Below are 23,612 nucleotides of genomic sequence, written 5' to 3'. Positions count from 1 at the left end.
CCCTTCCCGGACGACTACCGGCCGTTGAAGGCGTCCTTCAGGCGCGAGAACAGGCCCTGCTGGCCCGGCGCGAACTGGCCGGACGGCCGCTCCTCGCCGCGCAGTATGGAGAGCCGGCGCAGCAGCTCCTCCTGCTCGGGGTCGAGCTTGGTGGGCGTCTGCACCTCGACATGCACTATCAGGTCACCCCGGCCGCCCCCGCGCAGGTGGGTGATGCCCCGGCCGTGCAGCGGGATCGACTGGCCGGACTGGGTGCCGGGCCGGATGTCGACCTCCTCCAGCCCGTCCAGGGTCTGCAGCGGCACCTGGGTGCCGAGCGCGGCGGCCGTCATCGGGATGGTGACGGTGCAGTGCAGGTCGTCCCCGCGCCGCTGGAAGACGCTGTGGCTGGTCTCGGCGATCTCGACGTACAGGTCGCCGGCCGGGCCGCCGCCGGGGCCGACCTCGCCCTCGCCGGCCAGCTGGATCCGGGTGCCGTTGTCCACACCGGCCGGGATCTTGACCGTCAGGGTGCGGCGGGCCCGCACCCGGCCGTCGCCCGCGCACTCGGGGCACGGGGTCGGCACGACGGTGCCGAAGCCCTGGCACTGCGGGCACGGGCGGGAGGTCATGACCTGGCCCAGGAAGGACCGGGTGACCTGGGAGACCTCGCCCTTGCCGCGGCACATGTCGCAGGTCTGGGCGGAGGTGCCGGGGGCCGCGCCCTCGCCGTTGCACGTGGTGCAGGTGACGGCGGTGTCGACCTGGAGTTCCTTGGTGGTGCCGAAGGCGGCCTCCTCCAGGGTGATCTCCAGCCGGATCATGGCGTCCTGGCCGCGGCGGGTGCGCGAGCGCGGGCCGCGCTGGCCGGCCGCGGCGCCGAAGAAGGCGTCCATGATGTCGGAGAAGCCGAAGCCCGCCGCGCCGGCGCCGAAGCCGCCCGCGCCACCGCCGCCGGGCGACAGCGGGTCGCCGCCGAGGTCGTAGACCTGGCGCTTCTGCGGATCGGAGAGCACCTCGTAGGCGGCGTTGATCTCCTTGAACCGCTCCTGCGTCTTCGGGTCCGGGTTGACGTCCGGGTGCAGTTCGCGTGCCAGGCGCCGGAACGCCTTCTTGATCTCGTCCTGCCCCGCATCCCGTCGGACGCCGAGTACCGCGTAGTAGTCCGTGGCCACCAAATGCTCCGCTTGTTCCGCCTGTAGTAGTGCGACTGGACACCGCCGCCGGACTTCCGACGGCGGTTGCTTGCTACGACTCGGCCAGGATCTGCCCCACGTACCGTGCCACCGCTCGCACCGCCCCCATTGTGCCCGGGTAGTCCATCCGGGTCGGACCGATCACGCCCAGTTTCGCCACGCTCTCGTCGCCCGAACCGTAGCCGACCGAAACGACCGAGGTGGAATTCAGCCCTTCGTACGCGTTCTCCCGCCCGATCCGGACCGTCATCGCGGCGTCCGCGGTCTCACCCAGGAGGCGGAGCAGGACGACCTGCTCCTCCAGGGCCTCCAGCACCGGCTGGATGGTGAGCGGGAAGTCGTGCCCGAAGCGGGTCAGGTTGGCCGTGCCGGCCAGCATGATCCGCTCCTCGTTCTGTTCGGCGAGCGCCTCGAACAGCGTCGCCAGGACAGTACTGACGGTCGGCCGGTCGACCTGCTCGAAGATCCCCGGCAGCTCCTCCAGCAGTCCCGGGACGTCCGGAAGCCGCTGGCCGGCCGCCCGCGCGTTGATCCGCGCCCGCAGGTCCGCCAGGACCGTCTCGCCGACCGTGCCCGGGCAGTCGATCATCCGCTGCTCGACCCGGCCGGTGTTGGTGATCAGCACCAGCATCACCTTGGCCGGGGCGAGCGCCACCAGCTCGATGTGCCGGACGGTGGAGCGGGTGAGCGAGGGGTACTGCACCACGGCGACCTGCCGGGTCAGCTGGGCGAGCAGCCGCACCGTGCGCCTGACCACGTCGTCCAGGTCGACGGCGCCGTCCAGGAAGTGCCGGATCGCCCGGCGCTCCGGGGAGCTCATCGGCTTGATCTCGGCGAGCTTGTCGACGAACAGCCGGTAGCCCTTGTCGGTGGGGATGCGCCCGGCGCTGGTGTGCGGCTGGTGGATGTACCCCTCCTCCTCCAGCGCCGCCATGTCGTTGCGGACCGTGGCCGGGGACACCCCGAGGTTGTGCCGCTCCACCAGGGCCTTGGAGCCGACCGGCTCCTCGGTGCCCACGTAGTCCTGGACGATCGCGCGCAGCACGGCGAGCTTGCGGTCGTCCAGCTGGCGGACCTCACCGGCCATGGGGCACGCACCTCCGTCTTCGCACGTTGTCCGTCTGTGATGCTGCGAGCCGCTCCTCGGAGGGCCCGACCTTGGCACTCTGCGCACACGAGTGCCAAAACCGTACCTGCCAGTGTACGGCCCGGGTCCTACCGCAGGAACGGCCCGGCCAGGGTGATCCTGCCCGCAGTTCCGGACGGCCACCACGACACTCCGCGTGCGGGGGTGGTGCCCCGGGGCCGTCCGGGTGGCAGCATCGAAAGCGACGGCGAACGGAGGAGCAAGAGATGTCGAGCTCGGGCCAGCACACCCGTTTCGCGCCCGACCGCGGCCTGACCGGCCGCATGGTCGCGACGATGTTCGTGATCGGGCTGCTGTACGTCGGTTTCACGGGCCTGCTGATCGCGCTGCTGCGCGGGGCCTGGCCGCTGATCGTGCTGATCTCCGGCGGGCTGTTCGTGGCCCAGTTCTGGTTCAGCGACAAGATCACCGAGCGGGCCATGGGCGCCCGGCCGGTGACCGAGGAGCAGTACCCCCAGCTGCACGGCACCATCGACCGGCTCTGCGCCCTGGCCGACATGCCCAAGCCCCGCGTGGCGGTCGCCGACAACGACATGCCCAACGCCTTCGCCACCGGCCGCAACCCGCAGAACGCCGTGGTGTGCGTGACCACCGGCCTGTTGCGCCGGCTCGAACCGGAGGAACTGGAGGGCGTCCTGGCGCACGAGCTGTCGCACGTCGCCCACCGGGACGTCGCGGTGATGACCATCGCCGGCTTCCTCGGCGTGCTCGCCGGGGCGATGACCCGGATCGCCATGTACGGCGGGTTCATGGGCGGCGGCCGCAACAACAACGACCAGAACGCGGCCATCGCGGCGCTGATCATCCCGCTGGTGTCGATGGTCGTCTACGCCATCAGCTTCCTGCTCACCCGGCTGCTCTCCCGCTACCGCGAGCTGGCCGCCGACCGGGCCGCCGCCCAGCTCACCGGACGGCCCAGCGCCCTGGCCTCCGCCCTCACCAAGGTGACCGGGCAGATCTCCGCCATCCCCACCGAGGACCTGCGCAAGTCGCAGCCCTACAACGCCTTCTACTTCGCCCCCGCGCTGAACGCCAAGGAGACCGCCTCCCAGCTGCTCTCCACCCACCCGACGCTGGAGAAGCGACTGGCCCAGCTGGCGAAGATCTCCGAGCAGCTCGGCCGCTGACCCGTTACGACCCCGTTCACGAAAGGACCCCCGTGGGATTCCTGGACGCCCTGTTCGGCCGCACCAAGCCCGTCAAGCCCGACCTCGACCAGCTGTTCGGTGTGCCGTCCGCCGCACTCACCCTGGAGGCCGCGGCCGGGTTCCTGCCCACCGGGCTCGGCTCGGTCTGCTTCGCTGCCGTCGAGGGCGCGTCCTTCGTCCAGGTGGAGCAGCAGGTCCGGGCGCTGCTGGACGCCGACACCGAGCGCGGCGGCGTCCCGGTGGAGGCCTCCAAGGACGGCTACGGCTACTCCTGGCTGCTCGCCCGGCACACCCCCCAGGAACTGCCGGAACTGGTGAACGACCTGCACGCGGTCAACAGCGAGCTGGAGGCGAACGGCTTCGGCCCGCAGCTGCTCTGCTCGCTGGTCGGCTTCCGCAATCCGGAGGGGCAGTCGCTGGCCCTGGTCTACCTCTACAAGCGCGGCACCTTCTACCCGGTGTGTAAACAGCCTGGCCAGGAGAAACGGAACAACCCTCTGGAGATCGAGATCTCCAACCTCCTCAAGAATGATCTTCGGATCGAGCCGGACCTGTCCCGCTGGTTCCCCGTCTGGGGCGCCCCGGGCATGGAGGAGTGAGAGCTGTGATCAGCGATGCCTCAGCTCCTCAGACGGTTCCTGGAACTTGGTGAGGACAGGGCCCGGCGTCAGGACCGAAGGTCGACCGGACCGGCCATGGCGGAAACTCCTGGGACGGTTGCCCGGCGGCAAGAGCGTTCCATCGATCGGCCCAGGGCTGTGCCATCTCCGGGCAGCACCACACGCGGCCCCAGTTCCAGTAACCGCCTTCTTCCCGTACCTTCTGCACCGCAGGGCTGTAGACGGCCTTGACCCGGAAGTTCTCCAGGTGCCGTCGGAAGAGGACCATGGAGATCTGCCGCCTGCGACCCCCACGGTGGATCCCGATCACCTGGAGCCGATCGTCCTCGTCCTGGTAGCGGGGCGGAAGCACCCGGAGCTTCGCTCCGGGCGGGAAGTGCTTGAGGCCGGACTGGACCTCCTCTCCGCCGGGTCCATGGGTGGTCAGGCGCGCCACGTTGGCGATGACGCACCACTCAATGGGTTGACTGGTCTTCTCTTCGGTCTCTGTCACGCCGAGCAGTGTGCACCGGTCGAGCCAGTTGGCGAACAGGAATTATGTTGTGCGCAATGTGGCGCGCCGTGTCCGTGTACAAGGGTCGAGTGAGGGCACGTTCTACCCCTTCGCCCCGATGCCCGGCGGCGTCTCTGACGGCCCGTCCGTATAGTCGCCTCCATGCGCAGCCACCAGTACGGACCCGACCTCACCCCGCCGTGGAAGAAGCAGCAGCCGGCACCCGAGGTGGCCGCCGAGCGGGACCTGGTGGTCGAGGAGGCGGCCACCGGTTTCTGCGGGGCGGTGGTGCGCTGCGAGAAGACCGCGGAGGGCTTCACCGTCACTCTGGAGGACCGTTTCGGCAAGCACCGGGTGTTCCCGATGGTGCCGCGCGGCTTCCTGCTGGAGGGCCGAGTGGTGACCCTGGTCCGCCCGACCGGCCCCGCCCCCGCCCGTACGCCGGGCCGCACCGCCTCCGGCTCCGTCGCCGTCCCCGGCGCCCGCGCCCGGGTCGCCCGCGAGTCCCGCATCTACGTCGAGGGCCGGCACGACGCCGAACTGGTCGAACGGGTCTGGGGCGACGACCTGCGGATCGAGGGCGTCGTCGTCGAGTACCTCCAGGGCATCGACGACCTCCCCGCGATCGTCGCCGGCTTCGCCCCCGGCCCCGGCCGCCGCCTCGGTGTCCTGGTCGACCACCTGCTCCCGGGAACGAAGGAACACCGCATCGCCGCCCAGGTCACCGGCGAGAACGTCCTGATCGTCGGCCACCCCTACATCGACATCTGGCAGGCCGTGAAGCCCTCCAGCGTCGGCATCCCCGCCTGGCCCGCCGTCCCCCGCGGCGAGGACTGGAAGGAGGGCACCTGCCGCCGCCTCGGCTGGCCGACGGACACCCCGGCGGCCTGGAAGCACATCCTGTCGAAGGTGAACTCCTATAAGGACCTGGAGCCCGAACTCCTCGCGAAGGTCGAGGAGTTGATCGACTTCACCGCCCTGCCCGGTCAGGAGTAGGTCTGGAACTCCGAGGTGTCCAGGGCGATGTCAAGCAGGTCGACATGAATCGGGTCACCGAACTTGGTGGTCCGCTCGGACCAGTACACCGGGGTACCCGAAGGCGTGTCAGTGGTCAGATCCGTGAGGAGCACGCACACGCCCTTGAGCGGATCGACGATGAGGTACGCCGGAATCCCGCCTTGGGCGTACATCTCACGCTTGGTCCGGTAGTCCCGGTGCACGCTGGTCTTGGAGACCACCTCCACCACCAAGGTCACCGCGGAGGCGGACAGCAGACGGCCCGCCTCCGGGACGACACCGCGCTCGAACACGACCAGATCCGGTTGGGGTTCGCTGGCCTCGCCGGAGATGATCAGATCCTGGGTCTGAAGCGCCCGCCACCGGGCGTACGGGGTCTGGTGCTGAATCGCGGAAACGATGAGGTTGTGGACCATGTCAGGCCCGGCCATCATCACGATTTCCCCCCTGATGAGTTCGGCCTTGACGCCTTCCGGAACCTCCAGGTTCTCGAAGATCCCGGTCATCCGATCATCGATGGCGGTCATCGCACGCTCCCTCCGACGGCTGACACCCACGTTAACGAATGTCAGTCCACCAGGTCACGTACAACAGCGTCCGCCAGCAGCCGCCCCTGGAGGGTGAGGACGGCGCGGCCGGCCTCGTAGGGTTCGGGGGCGAGGAGGCCGTCGACGAGGGCCTTGGCGGCAGCCTCGCGACCCGCCCGGGCCAGCAGGTCGAGCGGGACGCCCTCGACCAGGCGCAGTTCCAGCAGGATGCGCTCGACCCGGCGGTCCTCGTCGCTCAGGACCTCGCGGCCGAGCGCCGGGGTGCGGCCCTCGGCGAGGGCCTGGGCGTAGGCGGCGGGGTGCTTGGCGTTCCACCAGCGGACGCCGCCGACGTGGCTGTGGGCGCCGGGGCCGGCGCCCCACCAGTCGGCGCCGGTCCAGTAGAGCTCGTTGTGGCGGCAGCGGCCCTCGGGGGTGGTGGCCCAGTTGGAGACCTCGTACCAGCTGTAGCCGGCCGCGCCGAGCGCCTGCTCGGCGATGAGGTAGCGGTCGGCGTGCACGTCGTCGTCGATCATCGGCAGTTCGCCGCGCTTGACCCGGGCGGCCAGCTTGGTGCCGTCCTCGACGATCAGGGAGTACGCGGAGACGTGGTCCGGCCCGGCGCCGATCGCGGCGTCCAGGGAGGCCCGCCAGTCGTCGTCGGACTCGCCGGGGGTGCCGTAGATCAGGTCGAGGTTGACGTGCTCGAAGCCGGCCGCGCGGGCCTCGGCGACGCAGGCCTCGGGGCGGCCGGGGGTGTGGTGGCGGTCGAGCAGCTGGAGGACGTGCGGGCGGGCGCTCTGCATGCCGAAGGAGATCCGGTTGTAGCCGCCCTCGCGCAGCTCGCTCAGGTACGCGGGGTCGACGGACTCCGGGTTGGCCTCGGTGGTGACCTCGGCGTCCGGGGCGAGCCCGAACTCCTCGCGCAGCGCGGCGAGCATCTTCACCAGGTCGCGGGCCGGCAGCAGGGTGGGAGTGCCGCCGCCGAGGAACACCGTCTGCACCGGGAGGTCGACGGGGCCCAGCACCTTGCGGGCGAGCCGGATCTCGGCGACCACGTTGTCCGCGTAGGTCTCCTGCGAGGCGACCGCCCCGGAGGAGCGCAGTTCGGTGGCGGTGTAGGTGTTGAAGTCGCAGTAGCCGCAGCGGCTGGCGCAGTACGGCACATGCAGGTAGAAGCCGAACGGCCGCCGGCCCAGCCCGGCAAGGGCGTCGGTGGGCAGGGAACCGTCGGACGGCACCGGTTCGCCGTCGGGGAGTGCGGAGGGCATGACCCCATTGTCCCGTACGGCCCGCGAACCCCGCGCGGACCGTACGGGAGCCGGGCTCAGGCCTCGTTGGCGCCCTCGTACATGGCCGTCACGGCGTCCGCGTAGGTCCGCTCGACCACCGGGCGCTTGATCTTCAGGCTGGGGGTGAGCTCGCCGTGCTCGATGTCGAGGTCGCGCGGCAGCAGGTGGAACTTCTTGATCGTCTGCCAGCGCTGGAGGTCGGCGTTGACCCGCTTGACGAAGCCCTCGATCAGCTGGTGCACGGCCGGCTCGACGGCCAGCTCGGCGTAGCTCTTCCCGGCCAGGCCGCGCTCGGCGGCCCACGGCATCAGCACCGCCTCGTCCAGGCCGATCAGCGCGGTGCAGTAGTTGCGGCCGTTGCCGATCACCAGGATGTTGCTGACGAACGGGCAGGCCGCCTTGAACTTGCCCTCGACCTCGCTGGGCGCCACGTACTTGCCGCCGGAGGTCTTGAACAGGTCCTTCTTGCGGTCGGTGATCCGCAGGAAGCCGTCGGGGGTCAGTTCGCCGATGTCCTCGGTGTGGAACCAGCCGTCCGGCTCCAGCACCTCGGCGGTCTTCTCCGGCAGGTCGTGGTAGCCGCGCATGACGCCGGGGCCGCGCAGCAGGACCTCGCCGTCCTCGGCGATCCGCACCTCGGTGCCGGGCAGCGCGCGGCCGACCGTGCCGATCCGCACGTCCTCCTTGCGGTTGACGCAGGAGCCGGCGCTGGTCTCGCTCAGCCCGTAGCCCTCCAGGATCGGCACCCCGGCGCCGAGGAAGAAGTAGCCGATCTCGGGGGCGAGCGCGGCGCTGCCGGAGACGGCGCCGCGCATCCGGCCGCCGAAGGCGGCCCGGATCTTCGCGTACACCAGCTTGTCGGCGAGCGCGTGCTGCAGCCGCAGGCCGAGCGGGGCGCTCTCGGTGCCGGTGGCGATCCGGTTCTCCTGGACCACCCGGGCGTACTCGCGGGCGACCCGGGCGGCCCACATGAAGATCTTGTACTTGGCGCCGCCCTCGGCCCGGGCCCGGCCGGCGATGCCGTTGTAGACCTTCTCGAAGATGCGCGGCGCCGAGGCCATCACGGTGGGCCGGATGACCGGCAGGTTGTGGATGATCCGGTCGACCCGGCCGTCCACCGCCATCACGTGGCCGGTGGCGATCTGGCCGGAGATCAGCGTCTTGCCGAAGACGTGCGACAGCGGCAGCCACATGAACTGGACGTCGTCGGGGCCGAGCAGGCCGCTGGCCTCCTGGGCCTTGCCCTCGTACGACCAGCAGTCGTGCACCAGGCGCACGCCCTTGGGGCGGCCGGTGGTGCCGGAGGTGTAGATGAGGGTGGCCAGCTGCTCCTTGTCGAGCGCGGCCACGGCCTTCTCGACCGCGTCCGGGTGCTGCTCCAGGTACTCGGCGCCGCGCCGTTCCAGCTCGGCCAGGGTGATCAGGTCCAGGCCGGCCGTCTGGAGTGTCTCAGGCCGGGGCTCCTCGGCGGGGGCGTCGAAGAGGATCACGGTGCGCAGCTCGGGCAGCTGGTCGATGTGGTCGACGGCCTTGGCCAGCTGGGCGGCGTTCTCCGCGAACATGGCCCGGGAGCCGGAGTTGGAGAGGATGAAGGCCGTCTCGTCCGCGTTGGTGCTCGGGTAGACCGTGGTGATGGCCGCGCCCGCGCACATCGCGCCGAGGTCGGTGAGGATCCATTCGATCCGGGTGGAGGAGGCCAGCGCGACCCGGTCCTCCGGCTGGATGCCGAGCGCCATCAGGCCGGCGGCCACCGCCTTGACCCGGACCGCGGTCTGCGCCCAGGTGAGCGAGCGCCACTGCTCGGCGCCCGGCGCGCCGTCCGCGGCCTGCTCGTCGACGGAGGCGGGGTGGCGGTAGGCCTCGGCGTTCGGGGTGGCGGCGACGCGTTCCAGGAACAGGTGGGCGACGGAGGCGGGACGCCCGGCGACGATGTCGGCTTTGCCGGAGTCGATCAGGGACTGCGCGGAACTCAACGAGGACCTCCGGGGGCGGGTGGCCGTCTGAGGGATTGTCGCGGCGTCCGTGGGGGCGGCCGCCGGGCCCCGGTCCACCTGAGCGGAGAGCCATACCGGTCAGTAACAAGGGCGCAGTCAGCAGCCTAGGGGGAAATCGGTCATTCCGTAAGGGGGCGGATCCAGCTGGCACGCCCCCGCGGGGCCGATGCCCGGACCGGCCGCGGCAATGGCAAAGGCCCGGCAAACCTCAGCCGGACAGCCCGCGAATCGTCTGTACGACGCTACAGAACGACGAGAATTGGGGTGCGAACCCGACCGGCGACGACAAGAGTGGGCCAGTGCTGATCAGACTGCTCCGGGCGTACCTGCGCCCGTACTCCCGACCGATCACCTTGCTGGTGATCCTCCAACTGGTATCCACCCTGGCGGCGCTCTACCTGCCGACGCTCAACGCCGACATCATCGACAAGGGCGTGGTCAAGGGCGACACCAGCTACATCCTGCGCCTCGGCGCCGTGATGATCGGCGTCACCCTGGTCCAGGCGCTGTGCTCGATCGGCGCCGTCTACTTCGGCGCCCGCACCGCCATGGCCTTCGGCCGCGACCTCCGGGCCGCCGTCTTCGACCGGGTGCAGGGCTTCTCCTCCCGCGAGGTCGGCCAGTTCGGCGCCCCCTCCCTCATCACCCGCACCACCAACGACGTCCAGCAGGTCCAGATGCTGGCTCTGATGAGCTTCACCCTGATGGTCGCCGCGCCGATCATGTGCGTCGGCGGCATCATCATGGCGCTCAACCAGGACGTCCCGCTGTCCGGGCTGCTGCTCGCCGTCATCCCCGCGCTCGGCGTGGTCGTCGCCCTGCTGGTGCGCGCCCTGCGGCCGAAGTTCCGCAGCATGCAGGTGAAGATCGACACCGTGAACCGGGTGCTGCGCGAGCAGATCACCGGCATCCGGGTCATCCGCGCCTTCGTCAAGGACGACCACGAGCAGACCCGCTTCGCCGACGCCAACGAGGACCTCACCCACACCGCCCGCCAGGTCGGCCGGCTGATGTCCGTCATGTTCCCGGCCGTGATGATGGTCGTGAACGTCTCCAGCGTCGCGGTGCTCTGGTTCGGCGCCCACCGCATCGACAGCGGCGACATGGAGATCGGCGCGCTCACCGCCTTCCTCTCCTACCTGATGCAGATCCTGATGAGCGTCATGATGGCCACCTTCATGTTCATGATGGTGCCGCGCGCCGAGGTCTGCGCCGAGCGCGTCCAGGAGGTCCTGGGCACCTCCTCCAGCGTCGTCCCGCCCGCCGCCCCGGTCACCGAGCTGCTGCGCCGCGGCAACCTGGAACTGCGCGACGTCGACTTCCGCTACCCCGGCGCCGAGGCCTCGGTGCTGCGCGGCATCGACCTCACCGCCCGCCCCGGCGAGACCACCGCCATCATCGGCTCCACCGGCAGCGGCAAGTCCACCCTGCTCGGCCTCGTCCCCCGGCTCTTCGACGCCACCTCCGGGCAGGTCCTGCTCGACGGCGTGGACGTGCGCGAGCTCTCCGCCGACGCCATCGCCGACAGCGTCGGCATCGTCCCGCAGAAGCCGTACCTGTTCGCCGGCACCGTCGCCAGCAACCTCCGCTACGGCCACCCCGACGCCACCGACGAGGAACTCTGGCACGCCCTGGAGATCGCCCAGGCCAAGGAGTTCGTCGAGAAGCTCGCCGAAGGCCTGGACGCCCCCATCGCCCAGGGCGGCAGCAACGTCTCCGGCGGCCAGCGCCAGCGCCTGGCCATCGCCCGGGCACTCGTCCGCAGGCCCGACGTCTACCTCTTCGACGACTCCTTCTCCGCGCTCGACTACGCCACCGACGCCAAGCTGCGCAAGGCCCTCGCCCGCGAGACCGCCGACGCCACCGTCCTGATCGTCGCCCAGCGCGTCTCCACCATCCGCGACGCCGACCGGATCATCGTCCTCGACGAGGGCGCCGTCGTCGGCAGCGGCACCCACCACGAACTGATGGCCGACAACCCGACGTACCGGGAGATCGTGCTCTCCCAGCTCACCGAGCAGGAGGCGGCGTGACCACCCCAGGAAGGCCCGCCGGGCCGACGGCCGAAGCTGCGTCCGGCAAGCCGCAGGACCGGCTGCCCAGCGACTCCCAGGCCGCCGCCGCCCGCCGCGGCCCGGCCGGACCGGGCCGCTTCATGGGCGGCCAGGGCGCCGAGAAGTCCATGGACTTCAAGGGCTCCGGCAAGCGCGTCCTCGGCCTGCTGCGCCCCGAACGCAAGCTGCTGATCGGCGTCCTGGTGCTCGGCGTCCTCGGCATCAGCTGCGCCGTCACCGGCCCCAAGATCCTCGGCGACGCCACCGACCTGATCTTCGCCGGCGTCATCGGCGCCCGCTTCCAGCCCGGCACCTCCAAGGCCGAGGTCATCGAGGGGCTGCGCGCCCACGGCCAGGGCGGCGTCGCCGACCTGCTCTCCGCGGTCGACTTCACCCCCGGCCACGGCATGGACTTCGGCGCCATCGGCTCCATCCTGCTCTGGGTGCTCGGCATCTACGTCGCCTCCGCCGTCTTCGGCATCTTCCAGGGCCGCCTGGCCACCAAGGCGATCCAGTCCGCCGGCTACCGGCTGCGCCAGGACGTCGAGGCCAAACTCGCCCGCCTGCCGCTCAGTTACTTCGACAAGCAGCCGCGCGGCGAGGTGCTCAGCCGGGTCACCAACGACATCGACAACATCGGCCAGTCCATGCAGCAGACCATGGGACAGGTCGTCAACTCGCTGCTCACCGTGGTCGGCGTGCTGGCGATGATGTTCTGGATCTCCTGGCTGCTGGCGCTGATCGCCCTGATTTCGGTGCCGCTGTCGGTGGTCGTCGCCGCCAAGGTCGGCAAGCGGGCCCAGCCGCAGTTCGTCCAGCAGTGGAAGTCCACCGGCCAACTCAACGCCCACATCGAGGAGATGTACACCGGCCACACCCTGGTCAAGGTGTTCGGCCGGCAGCGCGAGTCCGCCGCGACCTTCCGCGAGCACAACGACGCGCTGTTCCACGCCAGCTTCCGCGCCCAGTTCATCTCCGGGATCATCCAGCCCGCGATGATGCTGATCGGCAACCTTCAGTACGTGCTGGTCGCGGTGGTCGGCGGGCTCCGGGTGGCCAGCGGCTCGCTGTCCATCGGCGACGTCCAGGCCTTCATCCAGTACTCCCGGCAGTTCAGCCAGCCGCTCACCCAGGTCGCCAGCATGGCCAACCTGGTGCAGTCCGGGGTCGCCTCCGCCGAGCGCGTCTTCGAGCTGCTCGACGCCCCCGAGCAGAGCCCCGAACCGGCCATGCCCGAGAAGCCGGACACGGTCCACGGCCGGGTCGCCTTCCAGGACGTGTCCTTCCGCTACGACCCCGACAAGCCGCTCATCGACGACCTCTCGCTCAAGGTCGAACCCGGCCAGACCGTCGCCATCGTCGGCCCCACCGGCGCCGGCAAGACCACCCTGGTCAACCTGCTGATGCGGTTCTACGAGGTCAGCTCCGGACGGATCACCCTCGACGGCGTCGACATCGCGGCGATGTCCCGCGAGGACCTGCGCTCCGGCATCGGAATGGTCCTCCAGGACACCTGGCTGTTCGGCGGCACCATCGCCGACAACATCGCGTACGGGGCCGGGTCGGCCACCCGCGAACAGGTCATCGAGGCCGCCAAGGCCGCCCACGTCGACCGGTTCGTGCGCACCCTCCCGGACGGCTACGACACCGTCATCGACGACGAGGGCACCGGCGTCAGCGCGGGCGAGAAGCAGCTGATCACCATCGCCCGGGCCTTCCTCGCCCAGCCGTCGATCCTGGTCCTGGACGAGGCCACCAGCTCGGTCGACACCCGCACCGAGGTGCTCATCCAGCGGGCCATGGCCCGGCTGCGCAGCGGCCGCACCAGCTTCGTCATCGCCCACCGCCTCTCCACCATCCGCGACGCCGACGTCATCCTGGTGATGGAAAACGGCTCCATCGTGGAACAGGGCTCGCACGACGAGCTGATCGCCGCCGACGGCGCCTACGCCCGGCTCTACCAGGCGCAGTTCGCGGAGGCCGTGGCCGAGGTCGACTGACCGGGTACGCGGAAGGGCCCGGGGCCGATCGCCCCGGGCCCTTCCGTCGTCGCTACTTCTTGTCCTTCGGCGTCTCGGCGTCGGTGGACAGCGCGGCGATGAAGGCCTCCTGCGGGACCTCCACGCTGCCGACCATCTTCATCCGCTTCTTGCCCTCCTTCTGCTTCTCCAGCAGCTTCCGCTTGCGGGAGATGTCACCGCCGTAGCACTTGGCGAGGACGTCCTTGCGGATCGCGCGGACCGTCTCGCGGGCGATCACCCGGGAGCCGATGGCCGCCTGGATCGGCACCTCGAACTGCTGGCGCGGGATCAGCTTCTGCAGCTTGCCGGCCATCATGACGCCGTAGCCGTAGGCCTTGTCCTTGTGCACGATCGCGGAGAAGGCGTCCACCGCGTCGCCGTGCAGCAGGATGTCGACCTTGACCAGGGCGGCGGTCTGCTCGCCGATGGGCTCGTAGTCGAGCGAGGCGTAGCCGCGGGTCTTGGACTTCAGCTGGTCGAAGAAGTCGAAGACGATCTCGGCGAGCGGCAGGGTGTAGCGCAGCTCGACCCGGTCCTCGGACAGGTAGTCCATGCCCTGCAGGCTGCCGCGGCGGGACTGGCAGAGCTCCATGATCGCGCCGACGAACTCGTTGGGCGCGAGGATGGTGCCGCGCACGACCGGCTCGTACACCTCGGCGATCTTGCCGGACGGGAACTCGCTCGGGTTGGTGACGGTGTGCTCGGTGCCGTCCTCCATCACCACCCGGTAGACCACGTTCGGGGCGGTGGAGATCAGGTCGAGGTTGAACTCGCGCTCCAGGCGCTCCCGGATGATCTCCAGGTGCAGCAGGCCGAGGAAGCCGCAGCGGTAGCCGAAGCCCAGCGCGACCGAGGTCTCCGGCTCGTACACCAGGGCGGCGTCGTTCAGCCGCAGCTTGTCCAGGGCGTCGCGCAGCAGCGGGTAGTCCGAGCCGTCCAGCGGGTACAGGCCGGAGAACACCATCGGGCGCGGGTCCTTGTAGCCGCCGAGCGGCTCGGTGGCGCCCTTGTGCATCGAGGTGATCGTGTCACCGACCTTGGACTGCCGGACGTCCTTCACGCCGGTGATGATGTAGCCCACCTCGCCGACGCCGAGGCCGTCGGCGACCTTCGGCTCGGGCGAGATGACACCGATCTCCAGCAGCTCGTGGGTGGCGCCGGTGGACATCATCTGGATGCGCTCGCGCTTGGTGAGCTGGCCGTCCACGACACGGACGTAGGTGACCACGCCGCGGTAGGAGTCGTACACCGAGTCGAAGATCATCGCGCGGGCCGGGGCGTCCGCGACGCCGACCGGGGCCGGGATGGTGTTGACGATGTGGTCCAGCAGGTCCTCGACGCCGAGGCCGGTCTTGGCGCTGACCTGCAGGACGTCCGAGGGGTCGCAGCCGATGATGTGCGCGATCTCCGCCGCGTACTTCTCCGGCTGGGCGGCCGGCAGGTCGATCTTGTTGAGGACCGGGACGATCGTGAGGTCGTTCTCCAGCGCCAGGTACAGGTTGGCGAGGGTCTGCGCCTCGATGCCCTGGGCCGCGTCGACCACCAGGATGGTTCCCTCGCAGGCCGCGAGGGAGCGGGACACCTCGTACGTGAAGTCCACGTGGCCGGGGGTGTCGATCATGTTGAGGATGTGCGTCGTCCCGGCGTCCGGCCCGGTCTTCGGGGCCCACGGGAGGCGGACCGCCTGCGACTTGATGGTGATGCCGCGCTCGCGCTCGATGTCCATGCGGTCGAGGTACTGGGCACGCATCTGCCGGGGGTCGACGACGCCGGTGATCTGCAGCATCCGGTCTGCGAGCGTCGACTTGCCGTGGTCGATGTGGGCGATGATGCAGAAGTTGCGGATCAGCGCCGGGTCGGTACGGCTGGGCTCTGGCACATTGCTGGGGGTCGCGGGCACCTTGGTCCGATTCTCCGTTGGTCCGGGGCCGGGGGTGTCCGGATCATCGCTGACCGGCTATCCCGGGGACCGGACAGTCTCGTCCGATCGAAATAGTTCCTCCCATCTTCCCACGACTGCGGCACCGGACACCGTTCGGGCACCTCGCGGCCCTCCGCCGGGGCATTCCCGGGGGTGTTCCAGGCGTGTTCCTGGGGGTTTTCCGGGGGCTTCCGCCCCGCTCCGCAGTGACGGCAGGATGGGCTGCCATGATCCTTGAAAGCGCCCTGCTCGACGTCCTGCCCGGCCGGGAGGACGAGTTCCTCGCCGCCTTCGCCGAGGCCCGTCCCCTGATCGCCGTCCAGCGCGGCTTCCGCTCCCTCCGGCTGCACCGCTGTCTGGACGAGGGGCGCGGCTCGCGCTTCCTGCTGCAGGTGGAGTGGGAGACGCTCGCCGACCACACCGAGGGGTTCCGCGGCTCGGCCGAGTACCAGCAGTGGCGGGAGCTGCTGCACCGGTTCTACCGGCCGTTCCCGGAGGTCGAGCACTACGGGGAGCCGGTGCTGAGCGCCTGACCGGCCCGCGGGCCCGGCGGCCGGTTTGGGGCGGGCGGCGGGCCCCTGGTAGCGTGGTCAGCTGCACCTGGCCCCGGCATGCCCTCTCAGCTGGTCCGACGGCCTTCACGTGCAGCCCGTTCAAACCTTTTAGACAAGACTGAGGCTCCTTCGTGGCGAACATCAAGTCCCAGATCAAGCGCAACAAGACCAACGAGAAGGCGCGCCTGCGCAACAAGGCCGTCAAGTCCTCGCTGAAGACCGCTCTGCGCAAGGCCCGTGAGGCCGCTGCCGCCGGCGAGACCGAGAAGGCCGCCGTGCTGGCCCGCGCCGCCTCCAAGGCGCTGGACAAGGCCGTGAGCAAGGGCGTCATCCACGCCAACCAGGCCGCCAACAAGAAGTCGGCCATCACCAAGCGCGTCAACGCGGCCGTCCAGGCCTGACGCCTCCGGGGGCTCCGGCCCCCACCGCCTCCGGACGGCCCGGCCCTCTACCCGGACCCCTGAGGCGTGCGAGACTCGCACCGCACGCGGCCTGCGTTCGCCACGCGGGTGCGGTGCACACCAGCTGTACGGCAGGCGCCGCAGCCGGCCTCTTCCCCAGAGGCCGACTGCGGCGCCTGTCGCGTTCCGCGCCCCGGCCGCTATGGTCGATCACGCGCGACCGAGGATGCGGGGGGCATCCCGGCGCCAGTCCCGAGGGGGGAACATCCAATGACGACGCCACCGCCGCCGACCCCGGCGCCGAACGGGCCGGGGTACGGGTTTCCGCAGCAGGCACCGGGGGCGACCGGCTTCGGTCCGCCGCCCGGACTGCCCGCCTCGCCGGGCGCGGGCGTTCCCGGTGCCGTTCCCGTCACCGTTCCCACGGGTGTTCCCGCGGCCGCTCCCGGCGCCGGTCCCGGCCCTGTGGGTGGGGCGTCCGGGGGCCGCTCCAGGGGCAACCTGCGGCGCAACGCCGTCTGGGCCTTCGTCGGCGCGCTGCTCGCCTCGGCCGGCTGGACCACCGCCGTGCTGGTCATCCCGGGCATGGTCGGCAACAGCGGCGACTCCGCGCCGCGCAGCCTCGGCGGCTACCACGTCTCGGACGACTTCTGCGCCGTCGGGAAGCCCGACCAGCTGCTGGGGAAGTACTCGGTCAACACGAGCAGCACCTCGCCGAGCCACCACACCGACCGGAACCCGGCCCTGGACAGCATGAACTGCTCGATGTCCCTCAAGCGGATCGGCGGCACCAGCGACAGCGAGTACGCCTCGGTCTACCTGCGCGCCGACCTGCACAAGGCGGTGAACCCCGCGCCCGAGCTCTCGGCCAACAAGGAGACCTACCGGTCGCGCGGCTACCAGATCTCGAACATCACGGGGATCGGCGAAGACGCGTACTTCGTGTACAAGGACGACGGCGCGGACAAGTACCGCGACATCTACGCCGAGGTGGACGTCCGCGACGGCGGGATGACCTTCTACATCACCTACAGCGCCAGCTACACCCAGGGGAAGACCACCCCGCCGTCCATGGACGAGCTGCGCGGCATGCTGCAGACGGACGCCGGCAACGCCGTCCGGGCCATGCGCAAGTAGCGCGGGGCGACGGGCGGCCTGTCGGGCGCTGGGCGGCGGGCGGCGGGCGGGCCGGTCGGGCGTGTCAGTACGCGGGCCGGGAGCCGGCCCGGGCGGCCTTGGCGACGGCGACCACCGCGCGCTCCAGGGCGAACGCCGGATCGTCCGAGCCGCCCTTGACGGCGGCGTCGGCCTGGGCGATCGCGGTCAGCGCGGTGGCCACCCCGTCGCCCGTCCAGCCGCGCATCTGCTGGCGGACCCGGTCCACCTTCCACGGCGGCATGCCCAACTCGCGGGCCAGATCGGCCGGGCGCATGTTCCGCCCGGTCGTGGCCAGCCGCCCGATGCTGCGCACGCCGGAGGCCAGCGCATAGGTGATGCCGGTCGGCGGCTGGCCGACGGCCAGCGCCCAGCGCAGCCGCTCCAGCGCCTCCGCCGCCCGGCCGGTGACCGCCAGGTCGGCCACCTCGAAGCCGGTCGCCTCGGCCCGGCCGCTGTAGTAGCGGGCCACCACCGTCTCGTCGATGGTGCCCTCGACGTCCGAGGTCAACTGGCTGCACGCGGCCGCAAGTTCGCGCAGGTCGCTGCCGAGCGCGTCCAGCAGCGCCTGGCAGGCCTCCTGGGTCGCGGAGCGGCCCAGGGTGCGGAACTCGCCCTTGACGAAGGCCAGTCGCTCGCTCGCCTTGGCCAGCTTGGCGCAGGCCACCTCGCGTCCGCCCGCCTTGCGCCCGGCGTCCAGCAGACCCTTGCCCTTGGCCCCGCCGGCGTGCACCAGCACCATGATCACTTCTTCGGCCGGCGCCTCGATGTAGGCCTTGACCTCCTTCACCGAGTCGGCGGAGAGGTCCTGGGCGGCCCGGACCACGATCACCTTGCGCTCGGCGAACAGCGAGGGGGTGGTCAGCTCGGCCAGGCTGCCGGGCTGCAACCCGCCGGGCGGAAGGTCCCGTACGTCGGTGTCCGGGTCCGCGGCCTTCGCCGCGGCCACCACCTGGGCGACCGCGCGGTCCAGCAGCAGCTCCTCCTGGCCGACCGCGAGGGTCAGCGGGGCGAGCAGGTCGTCGGGTGCACTCTTCCTGGCCATCGCCTACCAGCATCCCACGCGCCGCGGACACTCCCGCCCGGCGACCGTCCGGGCCGACGGCCGTACCGGCCGACCGCCGTACGGGCCGACCACCGTACCGGCCGACCGCCCTGCCGGACCGTTCCGCCCGACCTGGAGAATGGACCGGTGACCGAGAACCACACCCCCGACCTCCCGGACGTCGACGACCCGTTCGTCCGCCAGCTGCTCGTCCTGCCCGACCGCGACGCCGCCGACGAGGCCGCCGAGGAACTCAGCGCCGCCCACCCGGACCTCGGCGAACTGGAGATCGTCCGCGACGCCCTGGCCGGCGAGGACGACGCCGAGGACGCCCAGTGGCTGGTCGTCCTCGACCCGCCGTCCACCGGCTGGACCCCCGCCCTGCTGCACGCCGTCGACGCCCTCGCCACGTCCCACGACGGCTGGCGCGAAGAGGCCTGACCAGCATCTTCGTCGACGTCCGCTGACCCCGGTCCGCTGGCCCCCGCCCTCCGGCCCCGGCGGCCGATCAGCGCGGGAGCACCCAGCCCGGCCGCCAGGTGCCGGGGGCGTCGAGGGCGGGCCTGGTCGCGGCGAGGTGCGCGCGGAGGGCGGCCAGGGCCGGGTGGGGGTTGTCGCGGTGCCACAGGAGGGAGTGCGGGTAGACGGGCGTCGGGTCGGTCACCGGGATGCGGCGGAGGTCGTGACCGGCGGGCCAGACGAGGCGGGTCTGCTCGCTCATGAAGGTGGCCAGGGCCGGGGTGTCGGCGACCGTGTCCAGGAGCACGTCGGAGCCGAAGTTGGGGCCGGTCGCCTCGATGGTGAGGCCGAACCCGGCGACGAGGTCGTCGTAGTAGGCGCCCCACTCGGTGCCGGGGACGATGCCGGGCATCCAGATCCGGTGCCCGACGAGCTGGGCGACGGTCACCGAGCGGGCGCCCGCCAGCGCGTGGGCCGGGCCGGTGAGGAGCTGCAGCGGCTCGTCGAGCACCCGGACGGACTCGATGTCCTCGGGAAGGGGCCGGCCGGGCATGGCGACGGCGCGGAAGGACGCGTCGATCGCACCGGAGCGCAGTGCTGTGACGGCCGCCTCGATCTCGAACAGCATCACCACGTCGAGGTCGAACTCGGGGTGCGCGGCGTGGAACCCGCGCATCAGGCCCGCCGCCGCGCCGCGCGAGGCGATCACGTCGACCCGCAGCGGGCGACGGCCGGCGCCCACGGACGCGACCGCGCGCTCGGCGGCGCGCAGCAGCTCGCGCGCGTGGGGCAGGAAGGCCTGCCCGTCGATGGTGAGCTCGGCGCCGCGTGGGGTGCGGGTGAACAGCCGGACGCCGAGATCGCGCTCCAGGGCGGCGATGCGCTTGGAGACGGCCTGCTGGGTGATCGCCAGGTCGGCGGCGGCCTTCTGGAACTGGCCCGCTTCCACGGCGGCGGCGAAGGTGCGTACGGCTTCGAGGTCCACGCCGATCCACCTTAGTGAACAACGGGCGGTTGTGGAGGGACGGCGAGACGGTTGTTTGACCTGCGGTTGTGCCGCTCGGTTAGCTCTCACCGGTCAACGTCGGTTTGTTCGAACAGGACGTCGAGGGAGCGCGCCGAGCATGGTGGGCAAGGTGGGCATGGTGGGCAAGAAGAGCGAGTTGGGCAAGAAGGGCGAGGTGGGCAGGACGGGCAGGAAGCGGCTCGGGCGGCAGTTCGGTTGGCTCTGGGCGGCGTACGCGGTGAGCGCGTACGGGTCCGGGCTGGGGTTCGGGGCCCTGCCGCTGATCGCCGTACTGGCGTTGCACGCCGGGCCGGCCGAGGTGTCCGCGCTGTCCGCGGTGGGCCCCGCGGTGGGCGCGCTGATCGCGGTGCCGCTCGCACCATGGGTGGAGTTCCGGCGCAAGCGCCCGGTGATGATCGCGATGGACCTGATCCGGTTCGCGGCCATGGCCACGATCCCGCTCGCCTACACCTTCGGCCTGCTCGGCTTCGTCCAGCTGCTGGTGGTCTCGGCCGTCGTCGCCGCGGCCAAGATCGCGTTCAACGCGGCCAGCGGCGCCCACCTCAAGGCCCTCGTCCGGCCGGACGACCTGCTGGTGGCCAACGCCCGGTTCGAATCCACCAACTGGAGCTCCATCGCGGTCGGACCACCGCTCGGCGGGGCCGCGATCGGCCTGTTCGGACCGGTCACCACGATCGTGGCCGACGCCCTCAGCTACCTGCTCTCCGCCCTCGGCATCACCGCGATCCGCGGCCGGGAGGAGGCCCCGCAGCACACCGGCAAGGCCCCGGTGCGGGCGGGCGCGGTACTCGACGGCTGGCGGCACATCCTGGGCGACCCCGGCCTGCGGCCGCTCTACCTCAACAACATGCTCGTCGGCGGCCTGATCATGGCCACCGAACCGCTGCTGGCCGTACTCCTGCTGCGCCAACTCCACTTCCCCGCCTGGCAGTACGGCCTCGCCTTCGCCGCCCCCTGCCTCGGCGGGCTCATCGGTTCGCGGCTCGCCCAGCGCGTCGTGGCCCGCTACGGACGCCACCGGGTCTTCCGGACCGTCGGCACCCTGCGCGCCGCCTGGCTGATCGGCCTGGTCTTCGTCCGCCCCGGCGTCGTCGGCCTGGTCACCGTGATGGCCGTCGAGCTGGCGATCATCGTCAACATGAGCCTCTACAACCCGGTGCTCGCCACCTACCGGCTCGAACGCACCCCCAAGCACCTGGTCGCCCGCACCCTGTCGGCCTGGTCGATCGGCCAGCAGGCGTCCATCGCCGTCTGCACCGCACTCGGCGGGCTGCTCGCCGACGTCACCGGCCCGCGCACCGCCCTCGCCGTCGCGGGGCTGCTCATCCTCGCGACCCCGCTGCTGCTCCCCCGACACGAGCACGCGTCGGCGCAGGAGCCGGAGCCGGCCCTCAGCCACTCCTGACGCCAGCGTTCGGCCGGCGGACGGTCGCTTGCCGGTCGCCGCCGGTCGCACCCCATCCACATCCACATCCACATCCGCAAGGAGGACACCCCCATGAGCGCCGCCCCCGCACTCGACCCCGCGCACACCGCTCTTCTCGTCCTGGACTGCCAGCCCGCCGTCCTGGCCGTCCTGCCCGATGAGGGCACCCGGGAAGCCCTGCTCGGCCGCATCGAACGGGCCGTCGCCGACGTCCGGGCCGCCGGCGGCACCGTCGCCCATGTACGGGTCGGCTTCACCGAGGCCGACTGGGACGCCATCCCGGACGCCAACAAATCCTTCGGCCCACTCGCCCGGCACCGCGCCATGCACCACGAGGACCCCACCACCGCCGTCCACGAGCGTCTGACCCCCCGCCCCGGCGACATCCTCGTCCGCAAGACCCGGTACGGCGCCATGTCCACCACCGACCTCGACCGGCAGCTGCGCGAACGCGGCATCACCACCCTGGTCGTCTCCGGCATCAGCACCAGCGGCGCCGTCCTGTCCACCGTCCTCGACGCGGCCGACCGCGACTACCTGCTCTACGTCCTCTCCGACGCCATCGCCGACCCGAACCCCAAAGTCCACGACGTCCTGCTCCGCCAGGTCCTCCCCACCCGGTCCCACCTCGTCGACACCGCCGGACTGCCCGAGCTGCTCCGGGCCGGCTGACACGATCCCGCCCCCCGGAGGCCCCCGATCGTGGGCGGCGGACCTGCCCGGCACGGCGGCCGCCCGATGACCGGGACCGCACACCACCGGGTGAATCGACGGAGTGTCAGGCGGCCGTCCCCACCGGCGCCCGGGCCTCCTGATCCACAGTGGCGGACGGCAACCGACTGCCGAAACACCCCCTCCGCCTTCCGGGAGTCGCTCGTCAACTACCCGGGACTGAAGTCCCCGGGCTTGTGGTTGACCGTGTGCCTGGCGAGTCGCCCCGTCAGCGGTCACCGCGTCTGACCGGCGCTCTACGGGGCGCTGGTGGGGCAGTTGGCTGTGCCCCGCTGCCACGCAGCGTCCGCGCGGTGGCGGATGTTGCGGGAGGCTCCCCCAGCCTTCGGCCGGGAGGTGCCCCCATCATCCGCGTGCATCGTGGTGCCGCAGGCGCGGCACGCGAACGTCGCTTGGTCCACTCGGTTGGTCTTGTGGGTGTGCCGGCAGGAGGAGCACTGGCGGGAGGTGTTCCTCGGGTCCACGTGGACCACGGGAACGCCCGCGCGTTCGGCCTTGTAGGCGACGAACGCTCCGAGCTGGGCGAACGCCCAGGAGTGGCTGGCGCTCCACCGACAACGGCGAGAGCTGGGAGTACCTGTGCCAGTGGCCGGGCGACCTGCACGGCGGCCAGTTCCAGCAGAAGACCTACGCCGTGGCCGACGACGGCTACTGCTACGTGCTGTCCACGGTCTTCAACCGCGCCGTGGAATCGGGGATGCTGCTGCACCGGGTGCGGAAGGAGAGCCTCGGCAATCCGGGCGCCTACGAGCCCTGGGGCTTCGCCGACGGCAACTGGCAGTGGAACGCCCCCTCCCCGACGACCGTCTTCGGCACCCGCAAGTGGGGCGAGATGTGCTTCCGCGCCATGGACGGCAAGTACGTCCTCACCTGGTTGAACATGGACCCGCTGTCGATCAGGGCGATGGTCTTCGCCCTCCCGACCTCGGACCTGACCAGGACGCTGGAGCAGACCGTGATCCTTCCCGGCACCCCGGGCCAGGAGGTCGGCAACCTCGTCGCCAGCCCGTACGGCGGCTTCGTCATCCCGGGCTCGACGTTCGGCAACTTCCACATCGTCGTCAGCCAGTGGTACGACCCGAAGAACTACCGGATCATGCAGTACCGGATCAACATGCTGTCCTGAGGCTGCACGTTCGGTGGCTCACCGGTGGGGGCGGTGCCCCGGCTCACCAGTGGGTGCGGTGCCCCGCGGGGCGGGCGTTTCGCTGCGGCGGGGGGGGGGGGGGGCCGCGGGGGGGCCCCCCCCCCCCGGCCCGGGGGCCCCCCCCCCCCCCCCCCCCCCCCCCCCCCCCCCCCCCCCCGCCCCCGAGCCCGGTGCCGAGGGCCAGTCCGCCCGCGATCATGCCCGCCGCGGTCGCCCGGGTGGCGGCCTCGGGGTACGGCACCCCGCGCTGCCGGGCG

The 23,612-nt window shown here is 71.2% G+C and carries 21 protein-coding genes and 1 pseudogene; 12 read left to right on the top strand and 10 right to left on the bottom strand.

What is annotated here, in order from left to right; translation table 11 throughout:
• Nucleotides 1–14 precede the first annotated feature (14 nt).
• The gene (gene dnaJ, locus ACIG5E_RS26730; RefSeq protein WP_396537444.1) at nucleotides 15–1,154 is read right to left on the bottom strand and encodes a molecular chaperone DnaJ; all 1,140 of its coding nucleotides are present in this window, start codon (nucleotides 1,152–1,154) and stop codon (nucleotides 15–17) included.
• A 73-nt stretch (nucleotides 1,155–1,227) separates the two neighbouring features.
• Nucleotides 1,228–2,262, bottom strand: a complete 1,035-nt coding sequence (gene hrcA, locus ACIG5E_RS26725) for a heat-inducible transcriptional repressor HrcA (RefSeq protein WP_396537442.1) — start codon at nucleotides 2,260–2,262, stop codon at nucleotides 1,228–1,230.
• Nucleotides 2,263–2,528: 266 nt separating this feature from the next.
• On the opposite strand from hrcA, the gene htpX reads away from it, so the two are divergent.
• A complete protein-coding gene (gene htpX / locus ACIG5E_RS26720) occupies nucleotides 2,529–3,449 on the top strand; it encodes a zinc metalloprotease HtpX (protein WP_396537440.1) in 921 nt (306 codons plus the stop codon).
• 32 nt (nucleotides 3,450–3,481) lie between these two features.
• Complete coding sequence (locus ACIG5E_RS26715) at nucleotides 3,482–4,069, top strand: hypothetical protein (protein WP_396537438.1); 588 nt, start codon at nucleotides 3,482–3,484, stop codon at nucleotides 4,067–4,069.
• Nucleotides 4,070–4,097: 28 nt separating this feature from the next.
• On the opposite strand, the gene ACIG5E_RS26710 is transcribed toward ACIG5E_RS26715, so the two are convergent.
• Nucleotides 4,098–4,583 (bottom strand): hypothetical protein, encoded by a 486-nt coding sequence (locus ACIG5E_RS26710; protein WP_396537436.1) that lies wholly within the window; start codon nucleotides 4,581–4,583, stop codon nucleotides 4,098–4,100.
• Nucleotides 4,584–4,745: 162 nt separating this feature from the next.
• Here ACIG5E_RS26710 and ACIG5E_RS26705 point away from each other — a divergent pair, with 162 nt between their 5' ends.
• Complete coding sequence (locus tag ACIG5E_RS26705) at nucleotides 4,746–5,579, top strand: DUF3097 domain-containing protein (RefSeq protein WP_396537434.1); 834 nt, start codon at nucleotides 4,746–4,748, stop codon at nucleotides 5,577–5,579.
• Here ACIG5E_RS26705 and ACIG5E_RS26700 read toward each other — a convergent pair.
• Genes ACIG5E_RS26700 through ACIG5E_RS26690 form a run of 3 tightly spaced genes read right to left on the bottom strand, consistent with a single transcriptional unit; the run spans nucleotide 5,570 to nucleotide 9,392 of the window.
• Nucleotides 5,570–6,127, bottom strand: coding sequence for a Uma2 family endonuclease (locus tag ACIG5E_RS26700; RefSeq protein ID WP_396537432.1), 558 nt, complete (start codon nucleotides 6,125–6,127; stop codon nucleotides 5,570–5,572). The two genes, ACIG5E_RS26705 and ACIG5E_RS26700, sit on opposite strands and share 10 nt — an antisense overlap.
• A 41-nt stretch (nucleotides 6,128–6,168) precedes the next feature.
• Entirely contained in the window at nucleotides 6,169–7,398 is a 1,230-nt protein-coding gene (hemW, locus tag ACIG5E_RS26695) for a radical SAM family heme chaperone HemW (protein WP_396537430.1), read from the bottom strand.
• A 56-nt stretch (nucleotides 7,399–7,454) separates the two neighbouring features.
• Nucleotides 7,455–9,392, bottom strand: coding sequence for an AMP-dependent synthetase/ligase (locus ACIG5E_RS26690; protein ID WP_396537428.1), 1,938 nt, complete (start codon nucleotides 9,390–9,392; stop codon nucleotides 7,455–7,457).
• A gap of 320 nt (nucleotides 9,393–9,712) precedes the next feature.
• Between ACIG5E_RS26690 and ACIG5E_RS26685 the strand changes: the two genes are divergently transcribed.
• Both ACIG5E_RS26685 and ACIG5E_RS26680 read left to right on the top strand, forming a co-directional pair.
• The gene (locus ACIG5E_RS26685; RefSeq protein ID WP_396537426.1) at nucleotides 9,713–11,446 is read left to right on the top strand and encodes an ABC transporter ATP-binding protein; all 1,734 of its coding nucleotides are present in this window, start codon (nucleotides 9,713–9,715) and stop codon (nucleotides 11,444–11,446) included.
• Nucleotides 11,443–13,467, top strand: coding sequence for an ABC transporter ATP-binding protein (locus ACIG5E_RS26680; RefSeq protein ID WP_396537424.1), 2,025 nt, complete (start codon nucleotides 11,443–11,445; stop codon nucleotides 13,465–13,467). The genes ACIG5E_RS26685 and ACIG5E_RS26680 overlap by 4 nt, the downstream gene beginning before the upstream one ends.
• Nucleotides 13,468–13,519: 52 nt before the next feature.
• Here the strand turns inward: ACIG5E_RS26680 and lepA are convergent, their stop codons facing one another.
• Nucleotides 13,520–15,388: a translation elongation factor 4 gene (gene lepA, locus ACIG5E_RS26675; RefSeq protein WP_396537422.1), complete on the bottom strand. Its 1,869-nt coding sequence runs from the start codon at nucleotides 15,386–15,388 to the stop codon at nucleotides 13,520–13,522.
• A 248-nt stretch (nucleotides 15,389–15,636) separates the two neighbouring features.
• Here lepA and ACIG5E_RS26670 point away from each other — a divergent pair, with 248 nt between their 5' ends.
• The 3 genes from ACIG5E_RS26670 to ACIG5E_RS26660 all read left to right on the top strand — a co-directional run bounded on the left by ACIG5E_RS26670 (nucleotide 15,637) and on the right by ACIG5E_RS26660 (nucleotide 17,501).
• Nucleotides 15,637–15,942, top strand: a complete 306-nt coding sequence (locus ACIG5E_RS26670; RefSeq protein ID WP_396537420.1) for an antibiotic biosynthesis monooxygenase family protein — start codon at nucleotides 15,637–15,639, stop codon at nucleotides 15,940–15,942.
• Between the two features lie 152 nt (nucleotides 15,943–16,094).
• Nucleotides 16,095–16,364, top strand: a complete 270-nt coding sequence (gene rpsT / locus ACIG5E_RS26665; RefSeq protein ID WP_030233686.1) for a 30S ribosomal protein S20 — start codon at nucleotides 16,095–16,097, stop codon at nucleotides 16,362–16,364.
• Between the two features lie 465 nt (nucleotides 16,365–16,829).
• Nucleotides 16,830–17,501 (top strand): hypothetical protein, encoded by a 672-nt coding sequence (locus tag ACIG5E_RS26660; protein WP_396537418.1) that lies wholly within the window; start codon nucleotides 16,830–16,832, stop codon nucleotides 17,499–17,501.
• A gap of 64 nt (nucleotides 17,502–17,565) precedes the next feature.
• On the opposite strand, the gene holA is transcribed toward ACIG5E_RS26660, so the two are convergent.
• A complete protein-coding gene (gene holA / locus ACIG5E_RS26655) occupies nucleotides 17,566–18,564 on the bottom strand; it encodes a DNA polymerase III subunit delta (protein WP_396537416.1) in 999 nt (332 codons plus the stop codon).
• 147 nt (nucleotides 18,565–18,711) lie between these two features.
• On the opposite strand from holA, the gene ACIG5E_RS26650 reads away from it, so the two are divergent.
• Nucleotides 18,712–19,005, top strand: coding sequence for a hypothetical protein (locus ACIG5E_RS26650; protein WP_396537414.1), 294 nt, complete (start codon nucleotides 18,712–18,714; stop codon nucleotides 19,003–19,005).
• Between the two features lie 67 nt (nucleotides 19,006–19,072).
• On the opposite strand, the gene ACIG5E_RS26645 is transcribed toward ACIG5E_RS26650, so the two are convergent.
• Nucleotides 19,073–20,008 (bottom strand): LysR family transcriptional regulator, encoded by a 936-nt coding sequence (locus ACIG5E_RS26645; RefSeq protein ID WP_396537412.1) that lies wholly within the window; start codon nucleotides 20,006–20,008, stop codon nucleotides 19,073–19,075.
• Between the two features lie 157 nt (nucleotides 20,009–20,165).
• On the opposite strand from ACIG5E_RS26645, the gene ACIG5E_RS26640 reads away from it, so the two are divergent.
• Both ACIG5E_RS26640 and ACIG5E_RS26635 read left to right on the top strand, forming a co-directional pair.
• Complete coding sequence (locus tag ACIG5E_RS26640; RefSeq protein ID WP_396537571.1) at nucleotides 20,166–21,455, top strand: MFS transporter; 1,290 nt, start codon at nucleotides 20,166–20,168, stop codon at nucleotides 21,453–21,455.
• 93 nt (nucleotides 21,456–21,548) lie between these two features.
• Nucleotides 21,549–22,148, top strand: a complete 600-nt coding sequence (locus ACIG5E_RS26635; protein WP_396537410.1) for a cysteine hydrolase — start codon at nucleotides 21,549–21,551, stop codon at nucleotides 22,146–22,148.
• 296 nt (nucleotides 22,149–22,444) lie between these two features.
• On the opposite strand, the gene ACIG5E_RS26630 is transcribed toward ACIG5E_RS26635, so the two are convergent.
• The gene (locus ACIG5E_RS26630; RefSeq protein WP_396537408.1) at nucleotides 22,445–22,681 is read right to left on the bottom strand and encodes a zinc ribbon domain-containing protein; all 237 of its coding nucleotides are present in this window, start codon (nucleotides 22,679–22,681) and stop codon (nucleotides 22,445–22,447) included.
• Between the two features lie 68 nt (nucleotides 22,682–22,749).
• On the opposite strand from ACIG5E_RS26630, the pseudogene ACIG5E_RS26625 reads away from it, so the two are divergent.
• Nucleotides 22,750–23,334: pseudogene (locus tag ACIG5E_RS26625) on the top strand (DUF4185 domain-containing protein); the annotation flags it as partial.
• Between the last annotated feature and the right edge of the window lie 278 nt (nucleotides 23,335–23,612).

The organism is Kitasatospora sp. NPDC053057 (assembly GCF_044546945.1).
Lineage (GTDB): Bacteria > Actinomycetota > Actinomycetes > Streptomycetales > Streptomycetaceae > Kitasatospora.
Note: the sequence above shows the minus strand (reverse complement) of the source record. Positions and strands in the feature narration are given on the sequence as shown.

Bases quoted from the DNA above. Each gene is read 5' to 3' on its own strand.
- hrcA (WP_396537442.1), bottom strand. From the start codon at position 2,262: ATGGCCGGTGAGGTCCGCCAGCTGGACGACCGCAAGCTCGCCGTGCTG.
- htpX (WP_396537440.1), top strand. From the start codon at position 2,529: ATGTCGAGCTCGGGCCAGCACACCCGTTTCGCGCCCGACCGCGGCCTG.
- ACIG5E_RS26705 (WP_396537434.1), top strand. From the start codon at position 4,746: ATGCGCAGCCACCAGTACGGACCCGACCTCACCCCGCCGTGGAAGAAG.
- ACIG5E_RS26700 (WP_396537432.1), bottom strand. From the start codon at position 6,127: ATGACCGCCATCGATGATCGGATGACCGGGATCTTCGAGAACCTGGAG.
- hemW (WP_396537430.1), bottom strand. From the start codon at position 7,398: ATGCCCTCCGCACTCCCCGACGGCGAACCGGTGCCGTCCGACGGTTCC.
- ACIG5E_RS26670 (WP_396537420.1), top strand. From the start codon at position 15,637: ATGATCCTTGAAAGCGCCCTGCTCGACGTCCTGCCCGGCCGGGAGGAC.
- holA (WP_396537416.1), bottom strand. From the start codon at position 18,564: ATGGCCAGGAAGAGTGCACCCGACGACCTGCTCGCCCCGCTGACCCTC.
- ACIG5E_RS26640 (WP_396537571.1), top strand. From the start codon at position 20,166: ATGGTGGGCAAGAAGAGCGAGTTGGGCAAGAAGGGCGAGGTGGGCAGG.
- ACIG5E_RS26635 (WP_396537410.1), top strand. From the start codon at position 21,549: ATGAGCGCCGCCCCCGCACTCGACCCCGCGCACACCGCTCTTCTCGTC.